The 23,509-nt window shown below is 60.4% G+C and carries 24 protein-coding genes and 1 pseudogene; 15 read left to right on the forward strand and 10 right to left on the reverse strand.

Annotated elements, in window-relative coordinates:
- Nucleotides 1-86 precede the first annotated feature (86 nt).
- The 4 genes from HMI58_RS07570 to HMI58_RS07585 all read left to right on the forward strand — a co-directional run bounded on the left by HMI58_RS07570 (nt 87) and on the right by HMI58_RS07585 (nt 1,953).
- Nucleotides 87-269: a hypothetical protein gene (locus HMI58_RS07570; protein ID WP_171618713.1), complete on the forward strand. Its 183-nt coding sequence runs from the start codon at nt 87-89 to the stop codon at nt 267-269.
- Nucleotides 266-676: an Asp23/Gls24 family envelope stress response protein gene (locus HMI58_RS07575; RefSeq protein ID WP_171618714.1), complete on the forward strand. Its 411-nt coding sequence runs from the start codon at nt 266-268 to the stop codon at nt 674-676. Before HMI58_RS07570 ends, HMI58_RS07575 begins: the two co-directional genes overlap by 4 nt.
- On the forward strand, nt 673-1,236 hold the full coding sequence (locus HMI58_RS07580) for a DUF6286 domain-containing protein (RefSeq protein ID WP_171618715.1): 564 nt from the start codon (nt 673-675) through the stop codon (nt 1,234-1,236). The genes HMI58_RS07575 and HMI58_RS07580 overlap by 4 nt, the downstream gene beginning before the upstream one ends.
- Before the next feature lie 96 nt (nt 1,237-1,332).
- Nucleotides 1,333-1,953, forward strand: coding sequence for a hypothetical protein (locus HMI58_RS07585; RefSeq protein WP_171618716.1), 621 nt, complete (start codon nt 1,333-1,335; stop codon nt 1,951-1,953).
- A 255-nt stretch (nt 1,954-2,208) separates the two neighbouring features.
- Here the strand turns inward: HMI58_RS07585 and HMI58_RS07590 are convergent, their stop codons facing one another.
- A complete protein-coding gene (locus HMI58_RS07590) occupies nt 2,209-3,309 on the reverse strand; it encodes a D-TA family PLP-dependent enzyme (RefSeq protein WP_171618717.1) in 1,101 nt (366 codons plus the stop codon).
- A gap of 223 nt (nt 3,310-3,532) precedes the next feature.
- Between HMI58_RS07590 and HMI58_RS07595 the strand changes: the two genes are divergently transcribed.
- A complete protein-coding gene (locus tag HMI58_RS07595) occupies nt 3,533-4,195 on the forward strand; it encodes a dihydrofolate reductase family protein (protein WP_171618718.1) in 663 nt (220 codons plus the stop codon).
- Between the two features lie 248 nt (nt 4,196-4,443).
- Here the strand turns inward: HMI58_RS07595 and HMI58_RS07600 are convergent, their stop codons facing one another.
- Complete coding sequence (locus HMI58_RS07600) at nt 4,444-4,698, reverse strand: hypothetical protein (protein ID WP_171618719.1); 255 nt, start codon at nt 4,696-4,698, stop codon at nt 4,444-4,446.
- Between the two features lie 486 nt (nt 4,699-5,184).
- Between HMI58_RS07600 and HMI58_RS07605 the strand changes: the two genes are divergently transcribed.
- From HMI58_RS07605 to HMI58_RS07630, 6 genes are all read left to right on the forward strand, one after another.
- Nucleotides 5,185-5,547, forward strand: coding sequence for a DUF1801 domain-containing protein (locus HMI58_RS07605; protein ID WP_171618720.1), 363 nt, complete (start codon nt 5,185-5,187; stop codon nt 5,545-5,547).
- Between the two features lie 625 nt (nt 5,548-6,172).
- Entirely contained in the window at nt 6,173-6,814 is a 642-nt protein-coding gene (locus tag HMI58_RS07610) for a hypothetical protein (RefSeq protein WP_171618721.1), read from the forward strand.
- On the forward strand, nt 6,811-7,164 hold the full coding sequence (locus HMI58_RS07615) for a GntR family transcriptional regulator (RefSeq protein WP_171618723.1): 354 nt from the start codon (nt 6,811-6,813) through the stop codon (nt 7,162-7,164). Before HMI58_RS07610 ends, HMI58_RS07615 begins: the two co-directional genes overlap by 4 nt.
- A 1,347-nt stretch (nt 7,165-8,511) precedes the next feature.
- Nucleotides 8,512-9,363, forward strand: a complete 852-nt coding sequence (ppk2, locus tag HMI58_RS07620) for a polyphosphate kinase 2 (RefSeq protein ID WP_171618725.1) — start codon at nt 8,512-8,514, stop codon at nt 9,361-9,363.
- 21 nt (nt 9,364-9,384) lie between these two features.
- A complete protein-coding gene (locus HMI58_RS07625; protein WP_171618727.1) occupies nt 9,385-9,864 on the forward strand; it encodes a hypothetical protein in 480 nt (159 codons plus the stop codon).
- Between the two features lie 136 nt (nt 9,865-10,000).
- A complete protein-coding gene (locus HMI58_RS07630; RefSeq protein WP_171618729.1) occupies nt 10,001-10,300 on the forward strand; it encodes a hypothetical protein in 300 nt (99 codons plus the stop codon).
- 306 nt (nt 10,301-10,606) lie between these two features.
- Here the strand turns inward: HMI58_RS07630 and HMI58_RS07635 are convergent, their stop codons facing one another.
- The 3 genes and pseudogenes from HMI58_RS07635 to HMI58_RS07645 all read right to left on the reverse strand — a co-directional run bounded on the left by HMI58_RS07635 (nt 10,607) and on the right by HMI58_RS07645 (nt 12,984).
- Entirely contained in the window at nt 10,607-11,206 is a 600-nt protein-coding gene (locus HMI58_RS07635; protein WP_171618731.1) for a hypothetical protein, read from the reverse strand.
- A 375-nt stretch (nt 11,207-11,581) separates the two neighbouring features.
- Nucleotides 11,582-12,565: pseudogene (locus tag HMI58_RS07640) on the reverse strand (ISL3-like element ISPfr2 family transposase); the annotation flags it as partial.
- A 107-nt stretch (nt 12,566-12,672) separates the two neighbouring features.
- Nucleotides 12,673-12,984 (reverse strand): antibiotic biosynthesis monooxygenase, encoded by a 312-nt coding sequence (locus tag HMI58_RS07645; protein WP_006247389.1) that lies wholly within the window; start codon nt 12,982-12,984, stop codon nt 12,673-12,675.
- A 107-nt stretch (nt 12,985-13,091) separates the two neighbouring features.
- On the opposite strand from HMI58_RS07645, the gene HMI58_RS07650 reads away from it, so the two are divergent.
- Nucleotides 13,092-14,033: a helix-turn-helix domain-containing protein gene (locus HMI58_RS07650; protein WP_006247388.1), complete on the forward strand. Its 942-nt coding sequence runs from the start codon at nt 13,092-13,094 to the stop codon at nt 14,031-14,033.
- Between the two features lie 640 nt (nt 14,034-14,673).
- Here HMI58_RS07650 and HMI58_RS07655 read toward each other — a convergent pair.
- The 3 genes from HMI58_RS07655 to HMI58_RS07665 form a co-directional block, all read right to left on the reverse strand.
- Nucleotides 14,674-15,102 (reverse strand): hypothetical protein, encoded by a 429-nt coding sequence (locus HMI58_RS07655; RefSeq protein ID WP_171618733.1) that lies wholly within the window; start codon nt 15,100-15,102, stop codon nt 14,674-14,676.
- A 942-nt stretch (nt 15,103-16,044) separates the two neighbouring features.
- Nucleotides 16,045-16,503 (reverse strand): hypothetical protein, encoded by a 459-nt coding sequence (locus HMI58_RS07660; protein WP_171618735.1) that lies wholly within the window; start codon nt 16,501-16,503, stop codon nt 16,045-16,047.
- A 348-nt stretch (nt 16,504-16,851) separates the two neighbouring features.
- Complete coding sequence (locus HMI58_RS07665; RefSeq protein WP_171618737.1) at nt 16,852-17,013, reverse strand: hypothetical protein; 162 nt, start codon at nt 17,011-17,013, stop codon at nt 16,852-16,854.
- A gap of 1,395 nt (nt 17,014-18,408) precedes the next feature.
- Here HMI58_RS07665 and HMI58_RS07670 point away from each other — a divergent pair.
- From HMI58_RS07670 to HMI58_RS07680, 3 genes are read left to right on the forward strand one after another with little or no spacing between them, the layout of a single operon-like run.
- Complete coding sequence (locus tag HMI58_RS07670) at nt 18,409-20,097, forward strand: Mu transposase C-terminal domain-containing protein (protein WP_139030513.1); 1,689 nt, start codon at nt 18,409-18,411, stop codon at nt 20,095-20,097.
- A gap of 2 nt (nt 20,098-20,099) precedes the next feature.
- On the forward strand, nt 20,100-21,008 hold the full coding sequence (locus HMI58_RS07675) for a TniB family NTP-binding protein (protein WP_171618739.1): 909 nt from the start codon (nt 20,100-20,102) through the stop codon (nt 21,006-21,008).
- Nucleotides 21,005-22,207, forward strand: a complete 1,203-nt coding sequence (locus HMI58_RS07680; protein WP_139030515.1) for a TniQ family protein — start codon at nt 21,005-21,007, stop codon at nt 22,205-22,207. The genes HMI58_RS07675 and HMI58_RS07680 overlap by 4 nt, the downstream gene beginning before the upstream one ends.
- A gap of 153 nt (nt 22,208-22,360) precedes the next feature.
- Here HMI58_RS07680 and HMI58_RS07685 read toward each other — a convergent pair whose 3' ends face one another.
- Nucleotides 22,361-22,960: a cadmium resistance transporter gene (locus tag HMI58_RS07685; RefSeq protein WP_024476698.1), complete on the reverse strand. Its 600-nt coding sequence runs from the start codon at nt 22,958-22,960 to the stop codon at nt 22,361-22,363.
- Nucleotides 22,957-23,316, reverse strand: a complete 360-nt coding sequence (locus HMI58_RS07690) for a metalloregulator ArsR/SmtB family transcription factor (RefSeq protein ID WP_024476697.1) — start codon at nt 23,314-23,316, stop codon at nt 22,957-22,959. The genes HMI58_RS07685 and HMI58_RS07690 overlap by 4 nt, the downstream gene beginning before the upstream one ends.
- Nucleotides 23,317-23,509: the final 193 nt, after the last annotated feature.

The raw sequence follows: 23,509 nt of genomic DNA on the forward strand, positions 1-23,509 counted from the left end.
GCGGAACATCCCCCTCATCGGATCCGCGCAGCATCTTCCCACCACCTTCATCGCACGGCTCCATCGCATCAGAAAAGGCAACCACCATGAACACGACAGCCCTTGGCCTCCTCGCAGGTCTCTTCCTGGGACTCGCAGCAGCATTCGGAGGATTCTCTGAATTCCTGATTGTCGCCGCTTTCGGTGCCCTTGGCCTACTAGTAGCCAGGGTGATCGACGGAAAGCTTGACCTCGGCGCACTCACCGGCCGATCGAGCTCCCGCAAATGACCGCAACCCAGCACCAACGCGGGATAGCGGACGGTGAACACCGAAACTCCGACGCCCGCGGAACGCTGACCATCTCGGAGAAAGCCATCGAGAAGATCGCGGGGCAGGCCGCAGCTGAGGTTCCGGGTATCCACGGAACGTCCGGCGGATTCCTGGGTCTTGGATCCCACAGTGACGAAGATGCCCGGCCGAGGGTGAAAGTGCAGCTCAGCGGCCGTGTTGCTGCCCTGCACATTAGTGCAGGCGTTAAATACCCGGCACCCCTGCGGGTCACAACTGATCGTCTTCGCCGGGCGGTCAAGGACAAAGTGAACGCCTCCTGCGGAATCGAAGTCCGTCAGATTGATATCGAAATCCAGACACTTGTCAGCGCCGCCACAACCCAGGGAAGAAGAGACCTGCTATGAGTAAGAAACCCGTCTCCCAGTCGTTGCGGCGGAGATCCAGCAGGGCGCTCCCCGCTACGGTTGCGGCGCTGGTGCTCCTTGCCGCCGCAGTGGTCGCAGTCTGGGGATCCGTTGGCTATCTGACCACCGGTAGGTGGCCGGCATTCCTGTCAGGACCCAGCGATCTGGCAGCCTCCCTTACCTGGAACGCTCCCCTTATCTGGGTGGCATCAGGGGTGGCTCTTGTCCTCGGGGTGGTCCTGCTCCTCGCGTCCCTCCTTCCCGGCAAGCACACGGCCATCCGGATTGGGGGCACCCAGGACAACAATGACCTGTCTGAATCAGTGATCAGTCGTCAGGGCCTGGCCAGATTGACCGGCGCTCTCGTGGATCAGACGGACGGCATCAGATCGAGTTCCGTTGGGGCGACGGCCCGGGTGGTGAAGGTCGATGCAAAAAGCACCCTTCATGATACGGGGAGTTCGTCGACTGAGCTGAAGGCGATGCTGACGCAGGAGTTTCAGTCAATGGGTCTCACCCCGGTTCCCCGGGTCCGCGTTAACGTCCGACCCTCCGCCTAACCACCGACCAGCACTATCCCATTCGGAGACCGATTAATCGGACTCCGGCACCTCGTGCTCAGTCACGGTGCCGCACTACAGAGACAAGGAACCAATATGAGGGAAACAGCCGGCAAGCTCAACAGGACCTGGTTGGCCATCATTGCACTGCTGATGATTCTCGCGGGGATGGTGGGGATACTGCTTTCGAGTGGCCTCGCCGGTTCGCTTGCAGAGTCCTTAGGGCTCGGAATTTCACCGGTTGACCCCAACGGGCAGGTCTTTCCCGTTGCGCCGGGCGAGGCACTGAACACGCCCCTGGCGGCCATCATTGTCGCGGTAGGAGCTGTACTGGTAGGTCTTTTGGCCTTGGCGTGGCTCAGCGCGCAGGTGCCCAAGCGCCATCAGGGAGACACCTTCCGGCTCCACGGGAAGCAAGGATCGGATGGTTACACCCTGTGCGAACCCAGGGTGCTCGCCTCAGCCATTGAATCTGAGACCGAAGCGCTTCTGGGCGTTGCCTCGGCGTCTGCGATCCTTCGGGGCAGTGCCAACGAACCGGAGCTGAACCTCGATATCAAGATGGATGACCGGGCGAAAGTACAGGATGTGATCGAGAGCGTCCACCGTCAGATTGCGCCGAATCTGGAAACCGCTCTCGAGGTTCCGTTGCGAAAGGTAGCAATCCTTTTGAACGTCACCCGTCGTCCATCGAGCGATAAAACTGCAGTGATCTGACAAATACCAAAAGGGGTATGACAGGCCGTTGGACCGGATTGTTGTGCCCAAACTTCACAGTCTGACTGAAGGGTGATGTATCAATATGAGGAACAAACTACTGACCGTCCTGCTTACTGCCATTGCTGGCTGGATCAAGGGTCGGTCCTCCCGCCCCACCAAATCCAGTCGATCAAAAAGACGGTAACACCAAACCCGCTGGTCTCGGGCGAAAGCTCGGGCCAGCGTGTTGGGCGGGCGTCCCCCGGACAATGGCTAGTTGTTCTTGCCGCGGGCGTCGACGCGCCATCGGGCAATAACTGCGTCACCACTGACAACAGTGGCCTCATCGACAAGGTTCATGGTCAGGCACACGTGGTTTGGGATCACCCGGAGGCGTGCCCCCAGGGCTGGGAGCTCACTGCCATCTGGCCAGATCACAGTGGCATGATGCTCTGATAACGCGCTGATGCGGGCTTCAGGGTAATCCATGAGACGCCCAAACCCGCTCGCCCAGGCCGGACGGTCGCTGCCAATGATCTTGCTTCCGGCATCCAGAACACAGCGGCGGGGCGTTGAACCCGCACCCTGATGGCGGCTCACAACGGTCGCCGCGATAGTCAGCGCGATCTCGTCGAGGGTGCAACGCCCAAGTTCCAACTGCTGAGCATCGCCGAAAACATAGACACCCGGCCGAACCTCGTTCGCCGATGACTGCACGGCGAGAGCTGCCGTGGGGGTGGATCCTCCACTGATTCGGGAAATATCGAACCCTGCACTGCGAAGAAGGCTGGCCGCCTCCTCAAGAGCGAAATGTTCCTGCTCTGCTGCTTTTACCGGCATTCCCGGAGCGTAGCTGTGACCGGGGAAGGTGAAGACCCCTGACACCCGGAGACCTGCAGCAGCAGCCGACTCGGCCACCTCAACAGCGTGCGATGGGCTGACACCGCTGCGATGGTGACCACTGTCGATTTCCACCAGGACCTCTATCCTGTCAGTTGCGTCCGAAAGCGCCGCGCCCATTGCCTGTGCGGCCTCCACCGAATCGGTGCCGACGGCGACACGGGCCAGGGATCCGAGTTCCGCGAGTCTGCGAGCATGATGCGGTGTGACCCACAGGGGGTAGGCGATAAAGACGTCCCTGGCGCCATGCTGCACGAAGACCTCAGCCTCCCCAATGGTCGCCACCGTCAGTCCGACCGCTCCTGCCGCTAGCTGCCGCGAGGCGATCTCCGGCATCTTGTGTGTTTTCACATGTGGTCGTAGATCGATTCCCTTGGCCCGCACTGCGGTCGCCATTCGGTCGATGTTTCGCTCCAGGATGTCCCGGTCAATCAGGACCTCAGGGGTCTCAATGCCAGCTGGCACAGCACTCATTGTTCCTCTTCCGTTGTTCCTTTTTCTGGGACCCGGTTCATTCGGTCTCGATCGTAGCGGTCCCTGGGTCGTGCACCCACTGATGCAGTCTCCTCCGTACCGATTCGACCTGCTTGCGGCATTTCGGCGGACTGCGCTAACCTCGGCGCAACAATTCCCGCGTGCCGGTCGGGCTGACCGCAGTCCCGGTTTAGCGCCGACCGCCTTCGGACCAGGAGCAACCATGTCACTCGTTCGCGTCCATAATTTCTCCATTTCACTCGATGGATTCGGCACCGGGGACGGACAGCAGCTCGACGCTCCGTTCGGACACGCTGGAACGCGCTTGCTTGAGTGGGCTTTCCCTACCCGCACCTTTCAGGGGCTGGGCTTCCACGGTAAGGAGGAGGGGTCTAACGGGATCGACGAAGCTTTCGCCAGCAACTGGGCCTCGGGAATTGGCGTGGAGGTGATGGGCCGCAACAAGTTCGCGCCGCTGCGCGGCCCTTGGACCGACGAGGAGTGGAAGGGATGGTGGGGTGACGACCCGCCATTCCACACCCCGGTGATCGTACTCACCCATCACCCGCGCCCCGAGCTGACCATGAACGGCGGCACCACTTTCCACTTCATGGACGCCGAACCCGCCGAAGTGTTGGAACGGGCGCGAGCCCTCGCGGGTGATCAGGACGTGCGCATTGGTGGCGGGGTGTCCACTGTCCGTCAGTTCCTTAAAGCGGACCTGATCGATCACATGCACCTCGTTGTGGTCCCGATTGTGCTTGGCCGTGGCGAGCGACTGTGGGACGGCCTGGAAGGCGTCGAAGAGCGCTTCAGTATCGAAGCCGCTCCCTCCCCCAGCGGGGTGACTCATCTGACCTTTAATCGACGGGAGCGTGCCGAATAAATGCACTAGGACGATAACCCTCGTGCCGAGCTACTGCTAGCCTCGTAGACACACGGCCAGATATATAGGCAAATGATGGGGGTATCGGATGATGTATGCGGGGATAATCGGAATTCTCTACATCCTGGTAGTGGCAATAATCGCAATCCTGGCGATCTATGCCTTGGTGCTGGTGATAATCTTTCTCCGTCTTCGTATCGACGAAATCAGGGCCGGGCGGAGCGCCGGGCCAATCAATTGATTGGCCCTTAAAGCTTCTGCAATCGGTCCTGCAAGACCATAAAGGTGAACCAGGTTTCGACGTCGCGACACGTGTCCGGGATATCGATCTCATTCGACGGCAGATCTCCTCCTCCAAGCATCAGTGTCGCGCCGGCGGGGTAGGCTATCCCGTCGAACGTCAGTTGGCCATTTGCCCAAACCGGTTCAGACTCGGCACGAAACAGTGGCAGCACCTCTTGCCCACCCGGGAGGCGAATCAGGAGGCACCCGTCCTCTTCCACTAGTTCTCCTGTCGTTGCGCCCGCGGGTCCAGACGCCTCCGGGGAGCTGAATGTGATGACAGTTGCCTGCCCGGGCCCGGTCTCCCCCGCAGGGACTCCCGTTGCCGATGTTTCATCGGGGGCCGCGGGAATCGTCGTCGGATTCGCTACCGCTCCGGTCTGCGGATTCGATGGTGTCGGTGCGGCTTTCGTTTCCAGATGCGAAGCTAGCGTCGGCAAGGTAGGTGTCGATTCTGGTGGCAACGCCTCATTCGCCTCCACGCCACACCCTGATAGGGCCACCAGCCCGATCAGTGCTCCAGCCAGCCCCGCTGGACGCCGATATCGGCATCAATGTAATGCAATTTACAAGATTCCCCCCACCTTGATCATCTATTCGCAATTTTCAAAGGGTACGCCTGCTTCTTCGGCTGGCTGAAGGAACCATTGATTGTTATCCAGTCGTTAGAGATGTCCGTGGATAGGAGGCTGCGCTATGCTCGCGTTATGGCTGAAAAAGCGAAAAGCATCGAAGAATATCTCAATGCGCTCGACCCTGAATACCGGACTGAACTCGAACGGATCCGCACCCTGGTGCAGCAGCTCGTACCGGGTACCGAAGAGGCAATCAGCTACGGCATGCCGACGCTCAAGTACAAGAATCGGGCGCTGGTATATTTCACAGCGTCCAAGAAACACATGAGCTTCTACCCGTCCTCATGGGCAATCGACGAGTTGAGGGACCAGCTCCAGCACTACAAGACCACCGAACACGCAATCCAGTTCACTCTCGACAAGACGCTGTCCAGCCAACTGATCGAAGACCTCGTTCGAGTACATGTACGGGATATCGACGCCAACAGGCAGTAGGTCGTTACGCCGGGGCTAGACACGCGAGAGCGGCCGCCTGTGAACGCCTCTTCTCGGCGCCTTCCGCCCCCTTATGTTTCTATGGATCATGACAAGCATCCAGATAGTCAAGGCCGCAGATCTAGCGCTCAGTGATGTCGTTGACCTCTATCGGGCAGTGGATTGGCTTGCGTACGCAAACGATCCGGAGTAAGAGCGTTCGTACGGTTCGATTGATTATCCGAGGTCGTAAAACGGCCAGTCACACTCCAATCCCGGCAGCGCTCCCCTCCCCCAATCCTCGGCAAAAGTGTATCAATTAGGTGATACACGATGTATCGTTTGGCTAACACAAGCTGGAGGGGTTAGTGAGATGATCTGGATGTATTATCTATTGCTCGGTCCCGTGGCGGCCGGTCTTGTTATCGCCGTGGTCTGGTGGCTACTCCGGGGACGGCACACTCCTCTGTCTCGCGACAGCGTGGGTAGTTCCGCGGTGGCAGCCGGACTTATCCTTTTGCTGGGTGGGATCGCGGCTCTCCTCGCATCCGGGGTTTTTCTATTTCGTCTCAACTTGCCAAATGGGTACTGGGAGTGGCATCGGGACTACCGATTCACCATCCCACTTTTGCTGGGGATTCTCGGCATGGCAGTCCTCGCGTTTCCCATGCAGAGGCGAGGCGTACCAGGCTCTGCAGACCTCACGCCACGGACTCCCCTCAGTTTCACCAGCAAGTTCTGGCTCCTCAACCCTGCCGTGGTTGTCGTCTTCATTCTCACCCTGACTGTCGCCGCCGGTTCAGCCTCCGAGGCCGACACGACCGCACGATACAACATGTACTTTGTGGACATGGGCGAGGGAGGAAGCGCGGGCACCACTATCTATGGGTGGTTCTACTCCCTCCCCTGTCTGATCCTCCTGGCAGTCATGGTTGTTCTGGCTTCCATCAACCTGTTCCTGATCGCTCGCCCGGCCCTGGACCACGACCGGGATCGGGATGTGCGTGGTCGGACAGTCCGCTCGCGCACAGTCCTGATGGTCGGATCAGGAGCGCTACTCTGGCATCTCGGCGACATCCTTGCTTCGCTCGCTGGAACTGCATCACTACGAGGAAGCTTCGGCACTTCGGAGGGGACCGTGGGAGTCTGGACCACGTTCGCTGCGCTGGAGCCCGCTCTTACCGTTGCGTCGCTCATGGCCGTCGCTCTCGGATTCGCTTCCTGGTTTGCGGGCGCCCTATCAGTGATCCCTGTGCGGCAGCGGGAACCGGCGACAGCAAGTTCATGATCATCTCTCTTTCGGGTTCCGCGCCTCCCACCGAGCAAATCCGGGATCAGATCCGTGGGCTGATTTCCTCGGGGCGACTCGCTGCTGACGAACGGCTTCCTTCGGTCCGTCAACTCGCGAAAGACCTCGGTGTCGCTCCCGGCACGGTTGCAAAGGCGTACAAAGCGCTTGAGGCTGAGGACTACGTCACCACGCGCACCGGAGGGGGAACCCGCGTAAACCGACGAGCCGCGACAGTACCTCGCCCCGTTTTAGAAGCCGCCCGCCAACTCGCTCAAACCAGCACGCGCTCCGGCACTGACGTGGAGGACGCCATCCGCATCCTTCGCGCCGTCTGGCCCAGCTCATAAAGTGTTAGGACAAAGGTGGATACGCTGCTCCGAGCGAGGACATTTGGTTGGTCATTCCAATGACATTGGTTCACAAACCCATTCCTCTTGATCTGTGATGCGGGCCCACTGTTGGCGCGGGGGTTCTGATTCGCGTGCGACGTCGGTCAGCCAGAGAGTGACGTCTGGATCCCATCCGGCGAGAACCGTCGACGTGTTGGCATCTACCTCCAGTGCGCGGCCAGCACCGCTGAGATAGGCCAGGACGGTTAGGTGCACAGCGTCCCAATGCTCGGCGACTCGCTCCCAATCCGGGATCACCCAACGGCCAGCACGGCCGGTAGTTCGAAACCAATCATGACGCCGCGAGGCAGTCACCTCCAGCGGGTACTCGCGGCAAAGGAAAACCCAATCGGCTTCTGTGAGTACCTCGTATGTCCGGCCAACCCCACGAACGGGGATTACCGTGGCGTGCTCCCACCCGAATGAATCCTCCACGAGATCGAGTCCAAGCGGTATCCGTCCAACGGAACGGATCGTCCCGTGCGGAACAACCCACCAATTCCCCGACCAGGACGCATGAGGATCGGCGGGACGTTCCCTCGCAGCGCCAACTTCGTCTGCACGGGTCTCGCGACTCCACTTTGACAGGGCCTGCCGTGGCTCCCGGGGCAGCGGAGCGGGATCTTCTTCAGATCGCCAATCGATAGCCCACTGCTCGACCTGCCGTGGTTCCATCCACCACAGGGTTGCCTCCATACCGGCGACATAGTGAGCCACCGGTTGCAGGGCCTCTACTACTTCCGGAAGGCTTGCGAGCACGTCTTCGCCGTCGGGCTCCTGCCAATATCTTGCGGTATCTACCGCACGCGCTAATGCCTTTTCAACCGCACGGACGCCGGTGTGCCGGAGATCGAGGGTCGCCAGAGCCCCCACCAGATCGCCCGGCGAAGGGATAGGCAAAGACTCGCCAGCATCCCCGGCGGTCCCTGTAATTAGAACCCTTGACCGACCCGCACCCGGATCAAGAGAGTGCCCCAACCAGTACACGCAAGCCTGGATCTGAGTGTCCGATTCCATGGCCAGCTCCAGGCACAGACGGCGCCCTCGCGGACCGAGCAGCAATTCTTCAGGGTCGACGGTCATGTGCTCACCCTACTTTCGGGATTCCGAACTGGCCGGACACTCGATCATGTGTCCGGCAAATGTTCCGTTAGGTGTGAACGGTCAGGGTTCGTTCGATCAAGATGGAGATCTGTCACCGATGGAACTTACGGTCGAGTTCATCATTATGAGGATCAAGCAGAAAGGGTCGTGCCTACGCAAGACCCCTCCCTGAATGATCCGGCCTGGGGCAGAATATGAGGGGTGGTCAAGAAAACGCCTCATGAGGCCAACTCCCAGGTCCTATCCAAGAAAGACTACGAAAAAGAACTGCTGCGGTTGCAGGAGGAGCTGGTGGCTCTGCAGGAGTGGGTGCGCGCAACTGGCACGCGGCTGGTGGTCATTTTCGAAGGACGCGACACGGCAGGCAAGGGCGGGACAATCCAACGCATTAGCAGTGCGCTCAACCCGCGCTTCTGCCGGGTTGTTGCACTCCCTGCGCCGACAGAGCGCGAGAAATCCCAGTGGTACTTTCAGCGCTACATTGCCCACCTGCCAGCGGCCGGCGAGATGGTGCTGTTCGACAGGTCTTGGTACAACAGGGCTGGGGTGGAGAAAGTGATGGGCTACTGCAGTGATGAACAATATGCGCACTTCGTCGACACGGCACCCATGCTCGAGGAATCGCTGATCTCCGATGGGATCGTCCTGGTGAAGTACTGGCTGAGCCTCTCCGACTCCGAGCAACGCCGTCGATTCCAGCGCCGCATCGACAACCCCGCGAAGCGTTGGAAGTTAAGTCCTATGGACCTTGAGGCGCAAGCCCGCTGGGTTGACTACGCCGAGGCAAAAGACAAGATGTTCGAGTTCAGTGACACTGAACAAAGCCCGTGGTGGGTGGTGGATGCAGATAACAAGAAGGAGGCCCGGCTCAACCTGATCGCCCATTTGCTATCGGTTTTGCCGTACGAGCGGCCAATGTTGCCGGACATCGAGTTGCCCGAGCGCCAGAACCGGATCTACGAGAGACCACCCTTGGACCACCAGCGTTTCGTTCCGCAGCGCTACAAGATCAAGACATCGAAGAATGCGCCGAAGGGCAAGACCCAAGATTGAGCAACCTACTAGGGTGTTGGCATGAACAAGATTACGGATGCTCCCCAAGACCTTGTCGTGGCGACCTGTGACACCATCGACATCCGGTTTGCGGGTGTAGGGTTCGAGAACGCGCCCAACAGCGTCGGCCGCGGAGCCGGCGCGCCGAGTATTCGGTTCGACCTGAGTGGTGTTCGCGGACAGAAAACGATGACCCGGGACAACCAGTTCCAGCGGGATCTGGAGCAGTGGGCAGTCCGAAGGAAGGCTGAGGGGCCAGATAGCGACGTACCGCCTTCCAAGATGCCAGGGGTCATCGTGTTCGAGCGGATTACCACCCGGATTACTGACGACGTCGGCACCGTGTACAGGCGTGCGGGAGGCCGTGTGGCTGGCGGAGGGACCGAATGGGAAGCAACATGGTTCTTCCAGCCTGCTCCACCACCGGGTGCCAGGACCCTCCGCTTTGAGTTCAGCGTCGACGGCGAATCAACGGGAAAGCACTGCGAGGTAAGTCTCTAGCTCGTTCTTGGGATCTATTCAGAGGAGTACCTGACTGAATGGCAAAGCCTGTCGGCCAATGTGCGTTGCGGGGTTCGCCGGGGAGGGACACACTTAAGTTGGCCGCAATGGTGCGGCCCTGCCGAAAGGGAATCCGATGAAACGCCCTGTCCTCATCGCCGCGGCAACCGCGGCGTTCGTACTCGTCCCGTCGACGGCGTCCTTCGCCGCCCCTGCGTCCGTGACGGGATGTCCCGCCAGCAACCAGGTCCTGGTTGTCGCTGACCTTCTCGCAATGGGCTATCGAATCCCCGGGGTGATTGACTCCGAGGGAAATGCAAATGGTCTTGTCTGCGGCAAGCCACTCAACCCGGTGGTTCAGGAGATCCAATGTCCAGCAGTCGATTGCCCTGTCCCCATCATCTACTCTTTCCGTGACGACAACCTGACCCGCTAGCAACCGGAGTAGGAAGTATGAACTCTTCGGGGCAGCAACGTACAGCGATCGTGTACCTGCTGCTGGTTGTTGGCGTGCTCGTTGTACCGCCGTGGATACCTGCTCTGGGAAACCGGAGTGTGGGAATGGGTCGTCCTTGCTATACAAACCGTCGTCGTGGTGTCGATGGTCGTTTTACTGGTTCGTGGTGTCAGGAAGCAGAAGGACGACTATTGGCGAGAACGAAGTCGAGAGCGGATGTAGCCCGAATCGGGACTTAGTATTGTGGAGCCGACGTCGTCTGCCGCGACACCCTTTACATTCCTCCTACCCTGCGTCAGAGATGACTTCCTCTGTAACCTTTACGCTCACGGGTAGGCCCTGAAGCTGGGAGTGAGTCACAAGCGCCAGCTCCACATAGGACGCGACATCTCGTCCACCGACGGAGAGCACGACTATCTCGCCTATCACTGGATCGAAGTAGACTCCATGAATATTTGGTGAGATTTCCGCCCAAAGCGTCGCTTCAATCGCCTTCACGAGATCTCGCTCGGAATGCTGGGAACCGTACTCGATGCTCACACGAGACCACATAGCATCGCCGGATAGAGTATCCAGACCAGTCAAAGGTTGCTCGCCTGTCACCCTCACGACACCTCCAAACTCGGGCTCATGTCTAAGGAATGACCCGGCTAGCCTCGGTCCAGCAACAGCGCTGATCCGGCCAAGAAGTGCGCCTAGATTTTCCTGGCTATTCAATTGGCCAGAGGCCTCGTCCTGCGAAACTTCATACTCCTTCGCATATTCACGAGCATCAACATCCATTGCGTCGATTAGGTCGAGTGAATCGCTAGGAGGAGTTCGTTCCGTCTCCTGCGCCTGGCCCGGCACCGCGAAGTTCACCGTGAAAAGAAGGAAAAGCGCCATGGTGGACGATAGGCCAACACGTCCGCTTGAGTTCATGGGTACCCCAGTAGTGGGCGGTCACTCGATGGGCAAAGGCTACTTATCGGAGCAAACCCTGTACAGAGGCCCCTCTTTCTGGACTCAACTCAACAGCGGGAATCGCGACAGAATCAATTTGCGGAACGTTGTGCCATCAGATTGGCTATTGAAAGGTTCCACCCGGCCAAACGCGATAGGACGAAAGGTCCGGGCACTAAGCTACCCCTATGAAGGAGCCCGGCAAGATCGGAGCGTTGACCTCAAGGCAGGCGATGCTGTCAGCTGTGCTCTTTGCATCGGTGGGCGTGAGCATATTCGTCTTGCGTTCTGTGGTGCTGAGTGAACCGTCGATGGTGAGGTCGCCTCGACCTCGACGTGAGCGTCATCAACGAACAGCGCGCGTAGCCTGTCGCTCTGCTTGTCGATGAGCAGGTCCGCGCCGGTGTGCAGCGTGCGCCGCGACTTGTAGAGCGGATCGTCCCTGAACCCACGGTGCCCGTGGATCGCGAGTTGGACCCGGCGCCGGCACCTGTCGAGGGCGTCACCGGCCAGGCGCACGACGTGGAAGGGATCCATCACCGTGACCGCGTCCGGGATCTCCTCCGCAGCGGCGGTCTTGAACCCGGTGAAGCCGTCCATCGCGACCACCTCGACCGCGTCACGGAAGGCGTCGTCGCGGTCGGCGAGCCAGGTCTTGAACGCCGCCTTCGACCGGCCCTCGACCATGTCCAGCAGCCTTGCTGGGCCGGCGCCATCGCGGACCGGGGTGAGGTCGATGATCACGGTGACGTACTTGTCGCCACGCCTGGTGTGGCGCCAGACGTGCTCATCGACGCCAATGACCTTCACGCCCTCGAACCGCGTGGGGTCGTTGATCAGCAGCCGCTTGCCTTCGGCCAGGACCGCGTTGTTGGCGGTGTCCCACGCGACCCCGAGTCCCTCGGCGACACGGGCGACGGTGAGGTGTGCGACCACGATCCCTTCCAGCGCCCACCGCAGCCCGGTGCGCGAGAGCTTCGCGCGTGGCTCCGCCGCGGCGCTGGTGTCTTGGCGCCACACGTGTCCGCAGTCGGCACAGCGGTAGCGGCGCACTACAACTTCCAGCACGGTCGGTCGCCAGCCCAGCGGCTCGTGGGCCAACCGCCGGATCACGGTGTCACGAGCGGCGCCTTCGCTGCCGCACCGTCGGCACCACTGATCTGGTTCCACCACGCGGCACGCGAAGACCGCACGATCCGGTTCAAGTCGTTGCCCGATCACGCTCAGACCGAGGCCGTCGAGTCGAGCGAAGGCGGTCAGGTCAGGGCGGCCGAAGCCCGCCGGCGGGGTAGCGTCGGACACGTCGAGGTCTTTCGGATGGATGGCGTAGGAACCTCCATCGTCGGGAGACCTCGACGTCTATCTGCGGACTGACTCGGCGGGGCGCGATCGTCTCGTGCGTTGGCGGACTACGGGAGCTTGGACGCGAGGACGTCGGCCGCCAGGATCTCGGGTGCTGCGCCGAGGAGGTGCTGGTTGGCCATCAGGGCTGCGACGATGGCGCCGTTGGCGTGGGCGTCGCGAGCGGCCTCGTCGGGGAATGCATCGAAGATCCAGAAGGTGTCGGCATGGGTCCTAGCCGCGAACCAGACAATCGTTCCTACTTCTTCGTTGGCGAGTGCGACAGCGCCGGCGAGCAGATCGGCGAGCGCGTCGTGCTGTCCATCGGCCGCGACGATCTTGGCGACGAAGGCATACGGAAGTGATGCGGGTGTGGACATGAGGGGTTCTCCTTGAAGTCGGGGTTCTTCGTGGGGCGAGTTCAGCATATGACGAGCGAGGGCCGATGGGGAGTGGCGTATACGGCAGTATTGCTATTATACACGCCATGCGTATCGGACTGATCGCGATCGACGGCTGCTTCGGTTCGGCGGTCGCGTCGGTCATCGACATCGTGCGGGTGGCCGACGGAGCCCGCGGCGATGTCGACCCGCGGATCGACCCGATCGAACTCGCCATCCTCGGACCGAAACGGCGAGTGACCACGACGGCATCGATGACCCTGTCGGTGGACCACCCGCTGTCGGAGTCCGGAGAGTTCGACGTGGTCGTCGTCCCTGCGCTTGGAACCCTCACGGCCGCCGCGACCCACGACGCCCTCCAGAGCCGAGATGCTCGTTCGGTCATCGCCTCACTCGGGCGCCTCGACGACGCGACCACCCGGATCGCCGCGGCGTGCACCGGCGTGTTCGCCGTCGCCGAGACCGGACGGATGCATCATCGGCGGGCGACGACCAGCTGGTTCCTGGGGCCGGAGTTCCTGAAGCGCTATCCGACCGTCGCCCTCGATCTCGACACCATGGTCGTGGTCGACGGGAACCTCGTCACCGCCGGCGCCGCCTTCGCCCACATCGACCTCGCGCTCTCACTCGTGCGATCGATCAGCCCCGACCTGGCCCAACATGTCGCCAAGCTCCTCATCATCGACGAGCGCCCGTCGCAGGCGGCTTTCGTCGCCTACGAACATCTCCGGCACGAGGACCCGATCGTCGTCGAGTTCGAACGCTTCGTGCGCGCCCGCCTGGACGAACCGTTCAACGTCGCCTTCGTCGCGCAGTCGCTCGGCACCAGCCGGCGCACCCTCGAACGACGAGTCCGTGCGGCGCTCAACCTCACTCCGCTCGGCTTCGTCCAACGGCTTCGCATCGAACGAGCTCGGCACCTCTCAGCAACCACGGACCTCACCTCCGCCGAGATCGCGCTACGGGTCGGCTACGCGAACGCCGAGACTCTGCGCTCCCTCCTGCGCAGGGAGCGACGCCGTTCCTGACCTATCGCCATGCCTGTAGCTTGTGTCCTAGCGCTCGGTTGGAGCCACCTCTCAGCACGTCGCGTCGACGCTCCTGCGTCGCCCCTGGACGACCCACTCGACACGCCCGAAGCACAGGCCATGTGACGTGCCCCGGCTTCCCGGACGGTCGGGGTTGGGTGGCTGTGATGTCGCTGCGTTCTCGTCGAGAGGGTCAGCAGACCCGATCAGGGTCGATTGGGATGAGCCGCGAAGGCGGTTAGGTCAGGGCGGCCGAAGCCGGCCGGCGGGGTAGCGTCGGACACGTCGAGGTCTCTCGGATGGATGGCGTAGGAACCTCCATCGTCGGGAGACCTCGACGTCTATCTGCGGACCGACGCGCCCGGCCGACCTACACCCTCATCTGGGAAGAGCCAACAAACCCAGGGCGGTTCACCTGTGTCTGTGACTGTTAGTTAGGAATGGCGGATAATCCCAGCTTCAGTTGGCGGTCATGTCGTCCTACTAGATGTCGCCAAGCTCGCTTCATTCCTTCGCCCCGGACTCGCGCTCACACCCACGGATGTAACCTTCGCGCCCTCAGGCCGATCCTTGAGCGCCCGATTCTTCCGCAGGCCGTCGCGAGCTGACGGTCCGGCTCAGGGGGCGACTTCCTGCCCATTTACGAGCTAGTCCACGCAGAACCCTCAAGCTCGTCATCATCCTCCTCCGAGCCAAGCCGGAATCGATAGGTGGAGCCCACGAGGGCTACCGCGATGAACAGAGGTGCTACTACTGCTACGACGGGTATGCCAACCAGCGAAGTGCCGGTCACATCCCCTCGCGTCGAATCGTAAAAGGCGAAGATCAACGACAGGGACATGGTTCCTACGACAAGGCCCCTGTTGAGCATGAGGGCAAAGGATCGACTCAAGACAATAACCGTCACTGCCAAGCCGGCGTACTCCCATGCCTGACCGTAGGAATACCAGCGACCGTCACGCGCAGTGTCCCCGAGCCACGCGAACCACAGGAACAACGACAGATAGGTGGGGATCCACAGCATCACAACCGCTGCAGCCTGCGCTGCCAGCCGCTGCGGAACATTCAACCGATCCCACCTCTCAACCACAATGGCTCACTCCGTTCGTCACTAAGTTGCTCGGTCGTCCTGGCAGATGGCTCATGTTGCCCACTATCGGTTGTGGCCCAACTTCATTCTTGCCTAGCGTCCCAGATGATCCGACGACCCGTAGGGGGTCCCTCACCGCACCACGTTCAACATCTTGGGGCGACTGGCAGGTCTAGGTAGCCGGATTTGCATCGGTCGAATAGGGACGTCCCTGGTCGTACCTTGTTCCGACTTCCCAGCTAAAGCAAATTGCCCCGTTCTCGTATGAGTTCTGCAGCTCCGTGGCAAGTGCCCACGCTTCTTCCTGCGTCTCGAACACGCCGAGAACGGTATTGTCAGGAGTTTGGTCCTGACAGACAATCCAAACTGTTTGGCCCATGCTGCAAGCCTAACGACCCAGGCATCCCTTATGTCCATCGGCTTACGCGACTTCCATAGGCAGGATGTAGTTAGCCTTCTCGAGGTTCCCATCCTTCGTCTACACACGACATGAAAAGTTTTGTGGCCGCATGCACAATTTCGGGGGTACCTGCTGAGTCCAAGGCTTCATCAAGGGATTGAGTGGCAGCGAGGACCGGACCTTCGGTACCTTCGTTAATACGCTTCTTCAGCGATGCATGCAGTTGATCACGTTCTTCGACTCTTTTACCCCGGTCGGACCACAATCCGTACGCCTCGCAGACCTCAAGATCGGATGAGGGCATCGCTGGTGCTCCACAAGCACCCATCAAGAACACGACACTGACCACGAAGATCGTGCTCCTATGCTTGCCCATGGATAGAAGATACAGCGGCAACAACACCGAGCCTAGTTAGATCAGAACCCTTTGAGAAGAACATGTCGCGCTGAGGGATCCCCCACCGCGACACCTGGCCCTGCAAAACTATGCGCGGAGCTGCATCTTGCATAAGTTGCGCGTACTAGGTTGGGTTGGGCTCGAGATCGAAGGGGTGTTCCGTGCCTTCAGGGAAGGAGATAACTCCTCCGAAAGGGGTGAGGGTGAACCATTCACCCTCTTGATCCGAAGCGAAGATGATCACGCGGTCAATCGTTTCGAGCGGGTCACCGTCCGGGTATACGACTCCTTCTTCCGTACACGGGTCTGGCATGGATGAGATACGGATGTCGTTATTTCCGACGCTTCCCTTCAGCACTTCGTCAACCGAGACCTGATAGGCATGTGCCTGAACACCGAAAATGGCAGTTTCTCCGTCCCTCTCCGCATTTGAAACAACTACCACTACAGTCGCCGCTTCGTAGTGTTCCTGCGGATCTTCAGAAATCGCCCAGGAAGGACACGCAATACTCACCGCTTGGTGGCATCCTCCTAGGGCACCAACCAATAAGACGACTCCAGCAAGCGGATTAAACCTTCTCATCCGTCGACACTAAGCGAAAGGACACGAACCAGAACGGCAACCAGGCAACTGCAACGACATTGAAACAGGCGGACCACCTCTAATACACGTCCAATGGAAGTAGGTACATCTTCATTGACCATCCCCTACCGCAATTTACTCGAGACCGACTAACCCCGATCGCCTCTATGAGGGTTCGATAACGCGTCAGTCTGGCATCCCGAGGTTAGTTCACGATACCGGCGCCGATTCGACAGGAGCCTATTTCGAAGGCCAGAGCATTGAAGCTATAGATGTTGCCTGCAAGAGTTTTGCAAGGTAGGAAACTTCGCGGCTACTCGGAGCTACGCCGGCTTCTTTTCCTCTCTATCACGAGCAGACTGATAGCCGCGGGAAAGATGAACAGTGCAGCCAGCTCGGCATGAAGTCCACAACGAACACATCGACCAAGATCAGCGCAAGGCCGATGATCAAGGTAGGAAGTAAGAAGGCTGCTCGGAGCTTCATATCGATTCCGCTGGGCTCAGTCATTACGTGCACACTCCTTGTGTAGTTGAACCATTATCAGCGCCCCTCACGGTACAAGATAGAGCCGACCGCCTTCGCCGACCCGTATGCCGATACCCCAACCGCGACAGCCGTTCCCGCATAAATATGCGGAGCGCTGCATCTTGCAGTAACCATTCGTCTGCCGCGTCAAGAATTTCACTTCTACATATGGGCACGTGATGACCAGGTGAGGAGGGTGTGGCACTTATCCCTACACATCTTGGTAGGCCACACTCGAGCCACTCCTTGCTGCTTTGCCTCTAATGCTACTGCTACTGCTACCTAATTATTGAGAACCCGCCTATGCTCGATAATCAGCGGCGCATGAAAACGAAGGAATTCGGGGAACCGGTCCATGAACAAAATTCTGAAGACCCTTGGGGCAGTAGGATTAGCAATTCTTTTATCCTCATGCGTGGCACCGTCACCTGAGCCCTCACCGCAGCCAAGCACCCCCATGGAAAGAGGGGTCATTAGAGTAACCCCCTTGCTCGAATCAGGTGAGCGGATAGTAGACCGCTACCAAGACGGCAACTACGGTTGTAACTTAGTCAGAGAATACATAAGTGGTCCAGATCCCTATGTGCAAGACGATGCGCCCTCCGTTGATCCTGGAGGCTCCACATCTCTACCCTTCCCGCCCGGTGTGTTCAAAGTGTCGATCTACTGTGCTTCAAACGACGACCCGAATCTACCCGAGTACGAAGGGCACTCTCAGGACATTCAGGTGACATCAGACCAAGAGAGCCCAGTTGAAGTGATCATGAACGAAAGGCCAGGAGCTCAACCAACAGAGGTCCAATGAAATGCCGGCTCCAATAGGTCACCTTCTGAGCCACGATGGTTCGCAAAATCCGTCAGATGCGATCAGGGATGGTCTAGCGGCGGCATCAAATAGCATATTTCTATGCGGCTTCCTGAAAAGTACGTTTCCTATCACTGGGCTCGTGAAACTCCACGGTTCATTCGAATTGCTGTGGCGGTGGTGGACTACAAATGGTCAGCTAGGCCAAGTCAGTCTCCCCGCACCTTCGAAATGAAAGCGCCAACGATAAGCAGAGGTGGGTTGCAGCTCCGCAGACTTGGGAGAAACACGGTTGGTATCGCCCTATGGAAATTGGTGAACTCCCGCCCGATTAACCGCCTAACTGAGGGGTAAAGATTCGACCGGTAGCCGCCCGTAAGCCGGTCCCTCACCGAAACCGGGCTCGCTAGCCAGGACTTCCCCTGAGATGTCATTTTCCATACTCGCGTGCACAGCGGGCAGCCTGTTTTCGCGGTTGTGCAGGCGGGTGTTGAGCACTGGTTTTTCCGTACTCCTCTGCACTAGGGTCGTTTTTGCTTACTACTCCTCTGCACGCCGAGGGAGGTGTCGGAGTGGATGCGGAATCGGCGCCGATTCGTGAGCCGGGAACGTTGACGATGCCGGATGTTCTCTGGGATCGGACGAAGTCGGTTTCGGCCGTGATCGGGCCCTTGGCTGCGCGCACGGTTGTTGGCAGGGCAGCGGTTGATGCTGCGGCCGCGGCGTTGGGCGTATCGCGGCGCCAGGTGTACGTGCTGATCAGACGCCATCGCGGTGGTTCTGGTTTGTTGACGGATTTGGCTCCTAGCCGTTCCTCCGGAGGGAAAGGGACTGTACGGCTGTCAGAGGAGGTCGAAGACCTCGTCCGGGTGATGGTGCGGAAGCAGTTCCTGACGCGGCAGAGGCGGACTTTGGCGGTGGTGTATCGGGATATTGCTGCGGCCTGCCGCGCACGGCAGCTTCCTGTCCCGGCCCGTAACACGGTGGAACGGCGAATCCGGGCGTTGAATCCGGTTGAGGTAGGCCGGCGCAGGGGAGGGCCCGATGCGGTGCGGCCGCTGCAGTCTGCTGGGGACGAGGTGCCGGTCGTCGGCACGATTTTGGAGCGGGTGCAGATCGACCACACGGTCATCGACGTGGTCGTTGTTGACGAGCGGGAGCGGCGACCGATTGGTCGTCCGTATTTGACTGTTGCGATCGATGTTTACAGTCGGTGCATCATAGGCATGGTTGTGACTCTGGAGGCGCCCTCCGCGGTGTCGGTCGGGCTGTGCCTGGCGCATGCCGGGACTGACAAAAGACCATGGCTTGAAGGTCTGGGTATTGATGCGGGGTGGCCCATGAGCGGGAAGCCGAGACTGCTTTACCTAGATAATGCCAGCGAATTCAAGAGCGAGGCGCTCCGGCGAGGATGCGATCAGCACGGTATCGAGCTGGCCTACCGTCCGCTGGGCCGGCCTCATTATGGCGGGATCGTGGAACGCCTGATCGGCACTGCCATGAAGCAGATTCACGAACTTCCCGGGACCACCTTTTCCAACCCCAGCGAACGGGGCCGTTATGACTCGGACCGAGAGGCGGCGTTGACCCTGCGTGAGCTGGAGAAATGGATGGCCCTTGCCGTCACCAGCTACCACGGCACCATGCACAGCATGCTGGGGCAGACGCCGGCTGGACGGTGGGCAGAAGGGGCGGCGGTGACGGGGCGGCCGCCGGTTGCCACGAACCCGACAGCGTTCCTTGTCGATTTCCTTCCCGTCGTGCGGCGTACCCTGACGAGGACGGGTTTCGTCATCGACCATGTCCACTATTTCTCGAATGCGCTGAAACCGTGGATCAGCCGGCGCGAAACGCTTGGGCCGTTCCTCATCCGCCGGGATCCCAGGGACATCAGCAGAATCTGGGTGTTGGAACCGGAGGGGGCTCACTATGTGGAGGTTCCTTACCGGACGATGGCTAACCCGTCTGTGAGCCTGTGGGAGCACCGGCACGCCTTGGCGCGGCTACACGAGCGCGGCGTAGCGCAAGTGGATGAGGCGGCGTTGTTCCGCACGATCGGGCAAATGCGGGAGATCGCAAGAACTGCCTCGAAGACTACCAAGCGCATGCGCCGCGACGCCGAGCGCCGCAATGCAGTGACGCCGCGTCGGGCCGGGACACCGGCCCCATTACTCCCGCCGGAAGCCACTGCTGAGCAGGCATCGGACACGGTCGCGGATGCGGCCCGGGTGCCGCTTTTCGATCAGATCGAGCAGTGGTGACCATGCCCGAGTACGAGGCACCGGAGTTGTCCCACCTGCACCCGGGTGTGCGGGACGCGGCACGGTTGCCTGCGAACGAGCGGGTTGAATTGATTCGCGCCGACCGGTGGATCGGCTACCCGCGCGCGGTGGAAGCGGTGACCCGCCTGGAGTCCCTGCTGTCCTGGCCGGACAAACAGCGGATGCCGAACCTGTTGCTGATCGGGCCGACGAACAACGGCAAGTCGATGATCGTGGAAAAGTTTCGCCGGGGGCACCCGGCCGTGGCCGAGCCAGAGCGGGAAAGCATTCCGGTGTTGTGCGTGCAGATGCCGTCTGAGCCTTCCGTGCTGCGCTTCTACATCGCGCTCCTGGCGGCGCTTGGGGCGCCTCTTCAACCACGGCGGAGCCTGGCTGACGTGGAGCAGATCTCGCTGAAACTGCTGCGCTTAACGGGCGTGCGCATGCTCGTCATCGACGAGCTGCACAATGTCCTCGCCGGACAGGGCAACAGCCGCCGGGAGTTCCTCAATCTCCTGCGATTCCTGGGCAACGAGCTGCGCATCCCGATCGTCGGCGTTGGCACCCGGGAGGCATATCTTGCGGTTCGTTCCGATGATCAGCTGGAGAACCGGTTTGAACCCATCGTCCTTCCCTTGTGGAACACCGGGGCGGACACCCTGTCGTTGTTGGCCAGCTTCGCGGCCGCCCTGCCCCTGCAGCGCCCCTCGGACATTGCTACCGCCGATATGGCGCAGTACTTGCTCGCCCGAAGTGAGGGAACCATTGGCGAACTCGCCCGGCTCTTGACGACCGCGGCGATCGCCGCGGTGGAAAGCGGTGAAGAGCGCATCAATCGCCGCACCCTGGTCATGGCCGACTATGCAGGACCCACGGAACGGCGCCGCTTGTTCGAACGCGAACTGATGTGAGACCCCCGGAGCGCTGGCCCCTGCATCCGGCACCTGCAGCAACGGAGTCGTTATCCTCCTGGCTGCGGCGGACAGCCGCCAGCTACGGCATGTACTCCCACCAGCTGCTCGAACACGGACTCGGTCACCGGGAACTCAACGACGCTGAGCTGGATCTGAACCCGCCACCGCACCTGCTCGACGAACTCGCCAAACGCGCGGGCCTCGACCAGCGCCGCGTAAGCGCCATGACCATGGCTGCCTGGGTGCCATGGCTCTTCGACTCCCTCACCCCTGTACCCGACACCTACGAAACTTACGTGCACCAGTTCTCGCTGCTCCTGCCACCCGGGCGCCGCATTGTTTATGCTCCTCGAAACTGGGTTCCCTGGCTCTCAACAAGCGGGATCAGACTGGGATGCCGCGAATGCCTGGAGTCCGGCCCGACGATACTGCTCTTCTGGCAACTGCCGCTCATGGCCAGCTGCCCGGCACATCGGCGCAGGTTGGAGACATACGAAGGACACCCCGCGGACTACATCAGGTGGGCAACTCCCGCCGATGACCAGCGGGAACTTCCGGAATCGCTAATCGTCCTGGACCGCCGCACCTGGCAGGCAATAACTACAGGGTTCGTGGACCTTCCCGGGCGCTCGGTGCACGCCGGGGTATGGTTTCGGCTGCTGCGGACCCTGCTGGATGAACTCACCACGGCCCAGGGACGATACGGCCGGCAGCTGGAGGACGTGCGGCGGGTCTGGGACCACTGCGGCCACCCGTTCCGAGCCGGCCTGCACTCATGGCAACCGTTCGAGACCCTCCACTGGACCCGACAGCAGCAACTGCTCGAAGCCGCTGCCGCCGCGATGGAAATGATCGAAGACGGCTCTTTGACAGCCCTCGGTACCTCCGGGCACCTTCTGCGTCCCGAACCGAAGGCACCGATCAGCGATGGAACCCCGCCGGGATCACTGACAGGCGCCGCCGGTGCACAGAAGCAGCCGACACTGGACGAGCTCTGGAACCAGGTGACCACAACCCTGGACACGTGCATCGCAGCAGCCAAAACGGATCCCGTGGTCGCGAAGCACCTCTTCGACTTCGCACGCTGCGGGTGCCGCAGTGAAGAATCCCTCCGCGGTCTTCGGGACACCTTCGCCGAGCTTCAGATACCCCTCGACTTTCTGTCACAAACAGAAGGAGGTAGACCCTTTGCCTGACGTAGAATAAGTAACGGATTAAGTGACATCTTTCCAGTTCGCATCGGTGTGACTGTTAACTAAGAATGGCGGTTATTCGCAGCTTCGTTTGGCGGTTCGAGCTGAACCATGACGAGGGGCGAACATGCGGCATGGGTGTCTGACCTGCTCTTGTTAGAGTCCAAAGGCTCCGCCGCTGACGAGGATGACGACACCGAGACCAATCAGGACGATCGGGAAGAGGATGTGTTCCCAGCGTTCTAGAATTTCGGCGATCGACGGCCTGGTGGCGACGAACTTTGCCAGCATGACGAGGACCGCGACGAGCGCGAGGAAGACAGCACAATAGGCGACGACGGCGGCAGGTCCTACGCTGAGAAAGACCGGCACGTAGACGCCGATATTGTCCCCACCGTTGGCGAAGGTGACCGCAGCGACAGTCCACATGGTCACGTTCTTGCCGGAAACCTTCGCCTCGTCGTCATCGTCATTATCCCCGCGCCAAGCTTGCCATGCGGCCCATAGCCCCAGGAATAGGGGTATGAGTCCGAAGTAGGGGATGACCTGCGGGGGCAGGAATGCCCCTGCCCCCAACGACACGAGCACGGCCGCACCCAAGATGGCTGCGAAGCCCAGATACTGGCCTGCGAGGATCCGGGCTGTTGTCCCCCGTTGCCCGGCACCGCGGGCGAAGAACAATGACAGCACGATGATGTCGTCGATATTGGTGGCGACAAACAGGCCAATCGCCTGCAGAACCGAGGACAGCATCATGCGTCCGCTGCTGCGTTGCAGCACCCGGGAACTGAACAGGCAGGATCAATACAGGGGGCGCTCTCATCCACGGCGAGAGTGACATCGACCAGCGCGGTGAGCGCGGAGGCAAGATGAGGGTCAGCGATGTCGTACCGTGTCTGGCGGCCCTCAAGCGCAGCAGAGACGATCCCACATTCCCTGAGGCAAGTGAGGTGGTTAGACACATTCGAACGCGTCAGGCCCAAGTCGGCAGCAAGGGCAGTGGGATAGCTCGGTGCGTCCAACAGCATCATGAGGATCCGAGAGCGGGTCGGATCGGCCATGGCACGGCCGAGTCGGTTCATCACGTCCAAGCGTGAGGCAGTAGTCAGCATCTACTGAACTATACATCAGCGGCTGACCTTTCGTGAGCGACTTGTTACGCGGTAGGCCAGCAGTTCTAGTGTTACTTTGCCGTCATGAACAGTGCCGCAATTGTTCGTATTCGCTACAAGCAGTCCAGTCAACGACAATGTCGTTTTCAGTAGCTGTCTGCACGGGCGCCCGCGGAATTCCGGGGTAGTGCAG

It is taken from the genome of Arthrobacter sp. 147(2020) (genome assembly GCF_013116715.1).
Lineage (GTDB): Bacteria > Actinomycetota > Actinomycetes > Actinomycetales > Micrococcaceae > Arthrobacter_D.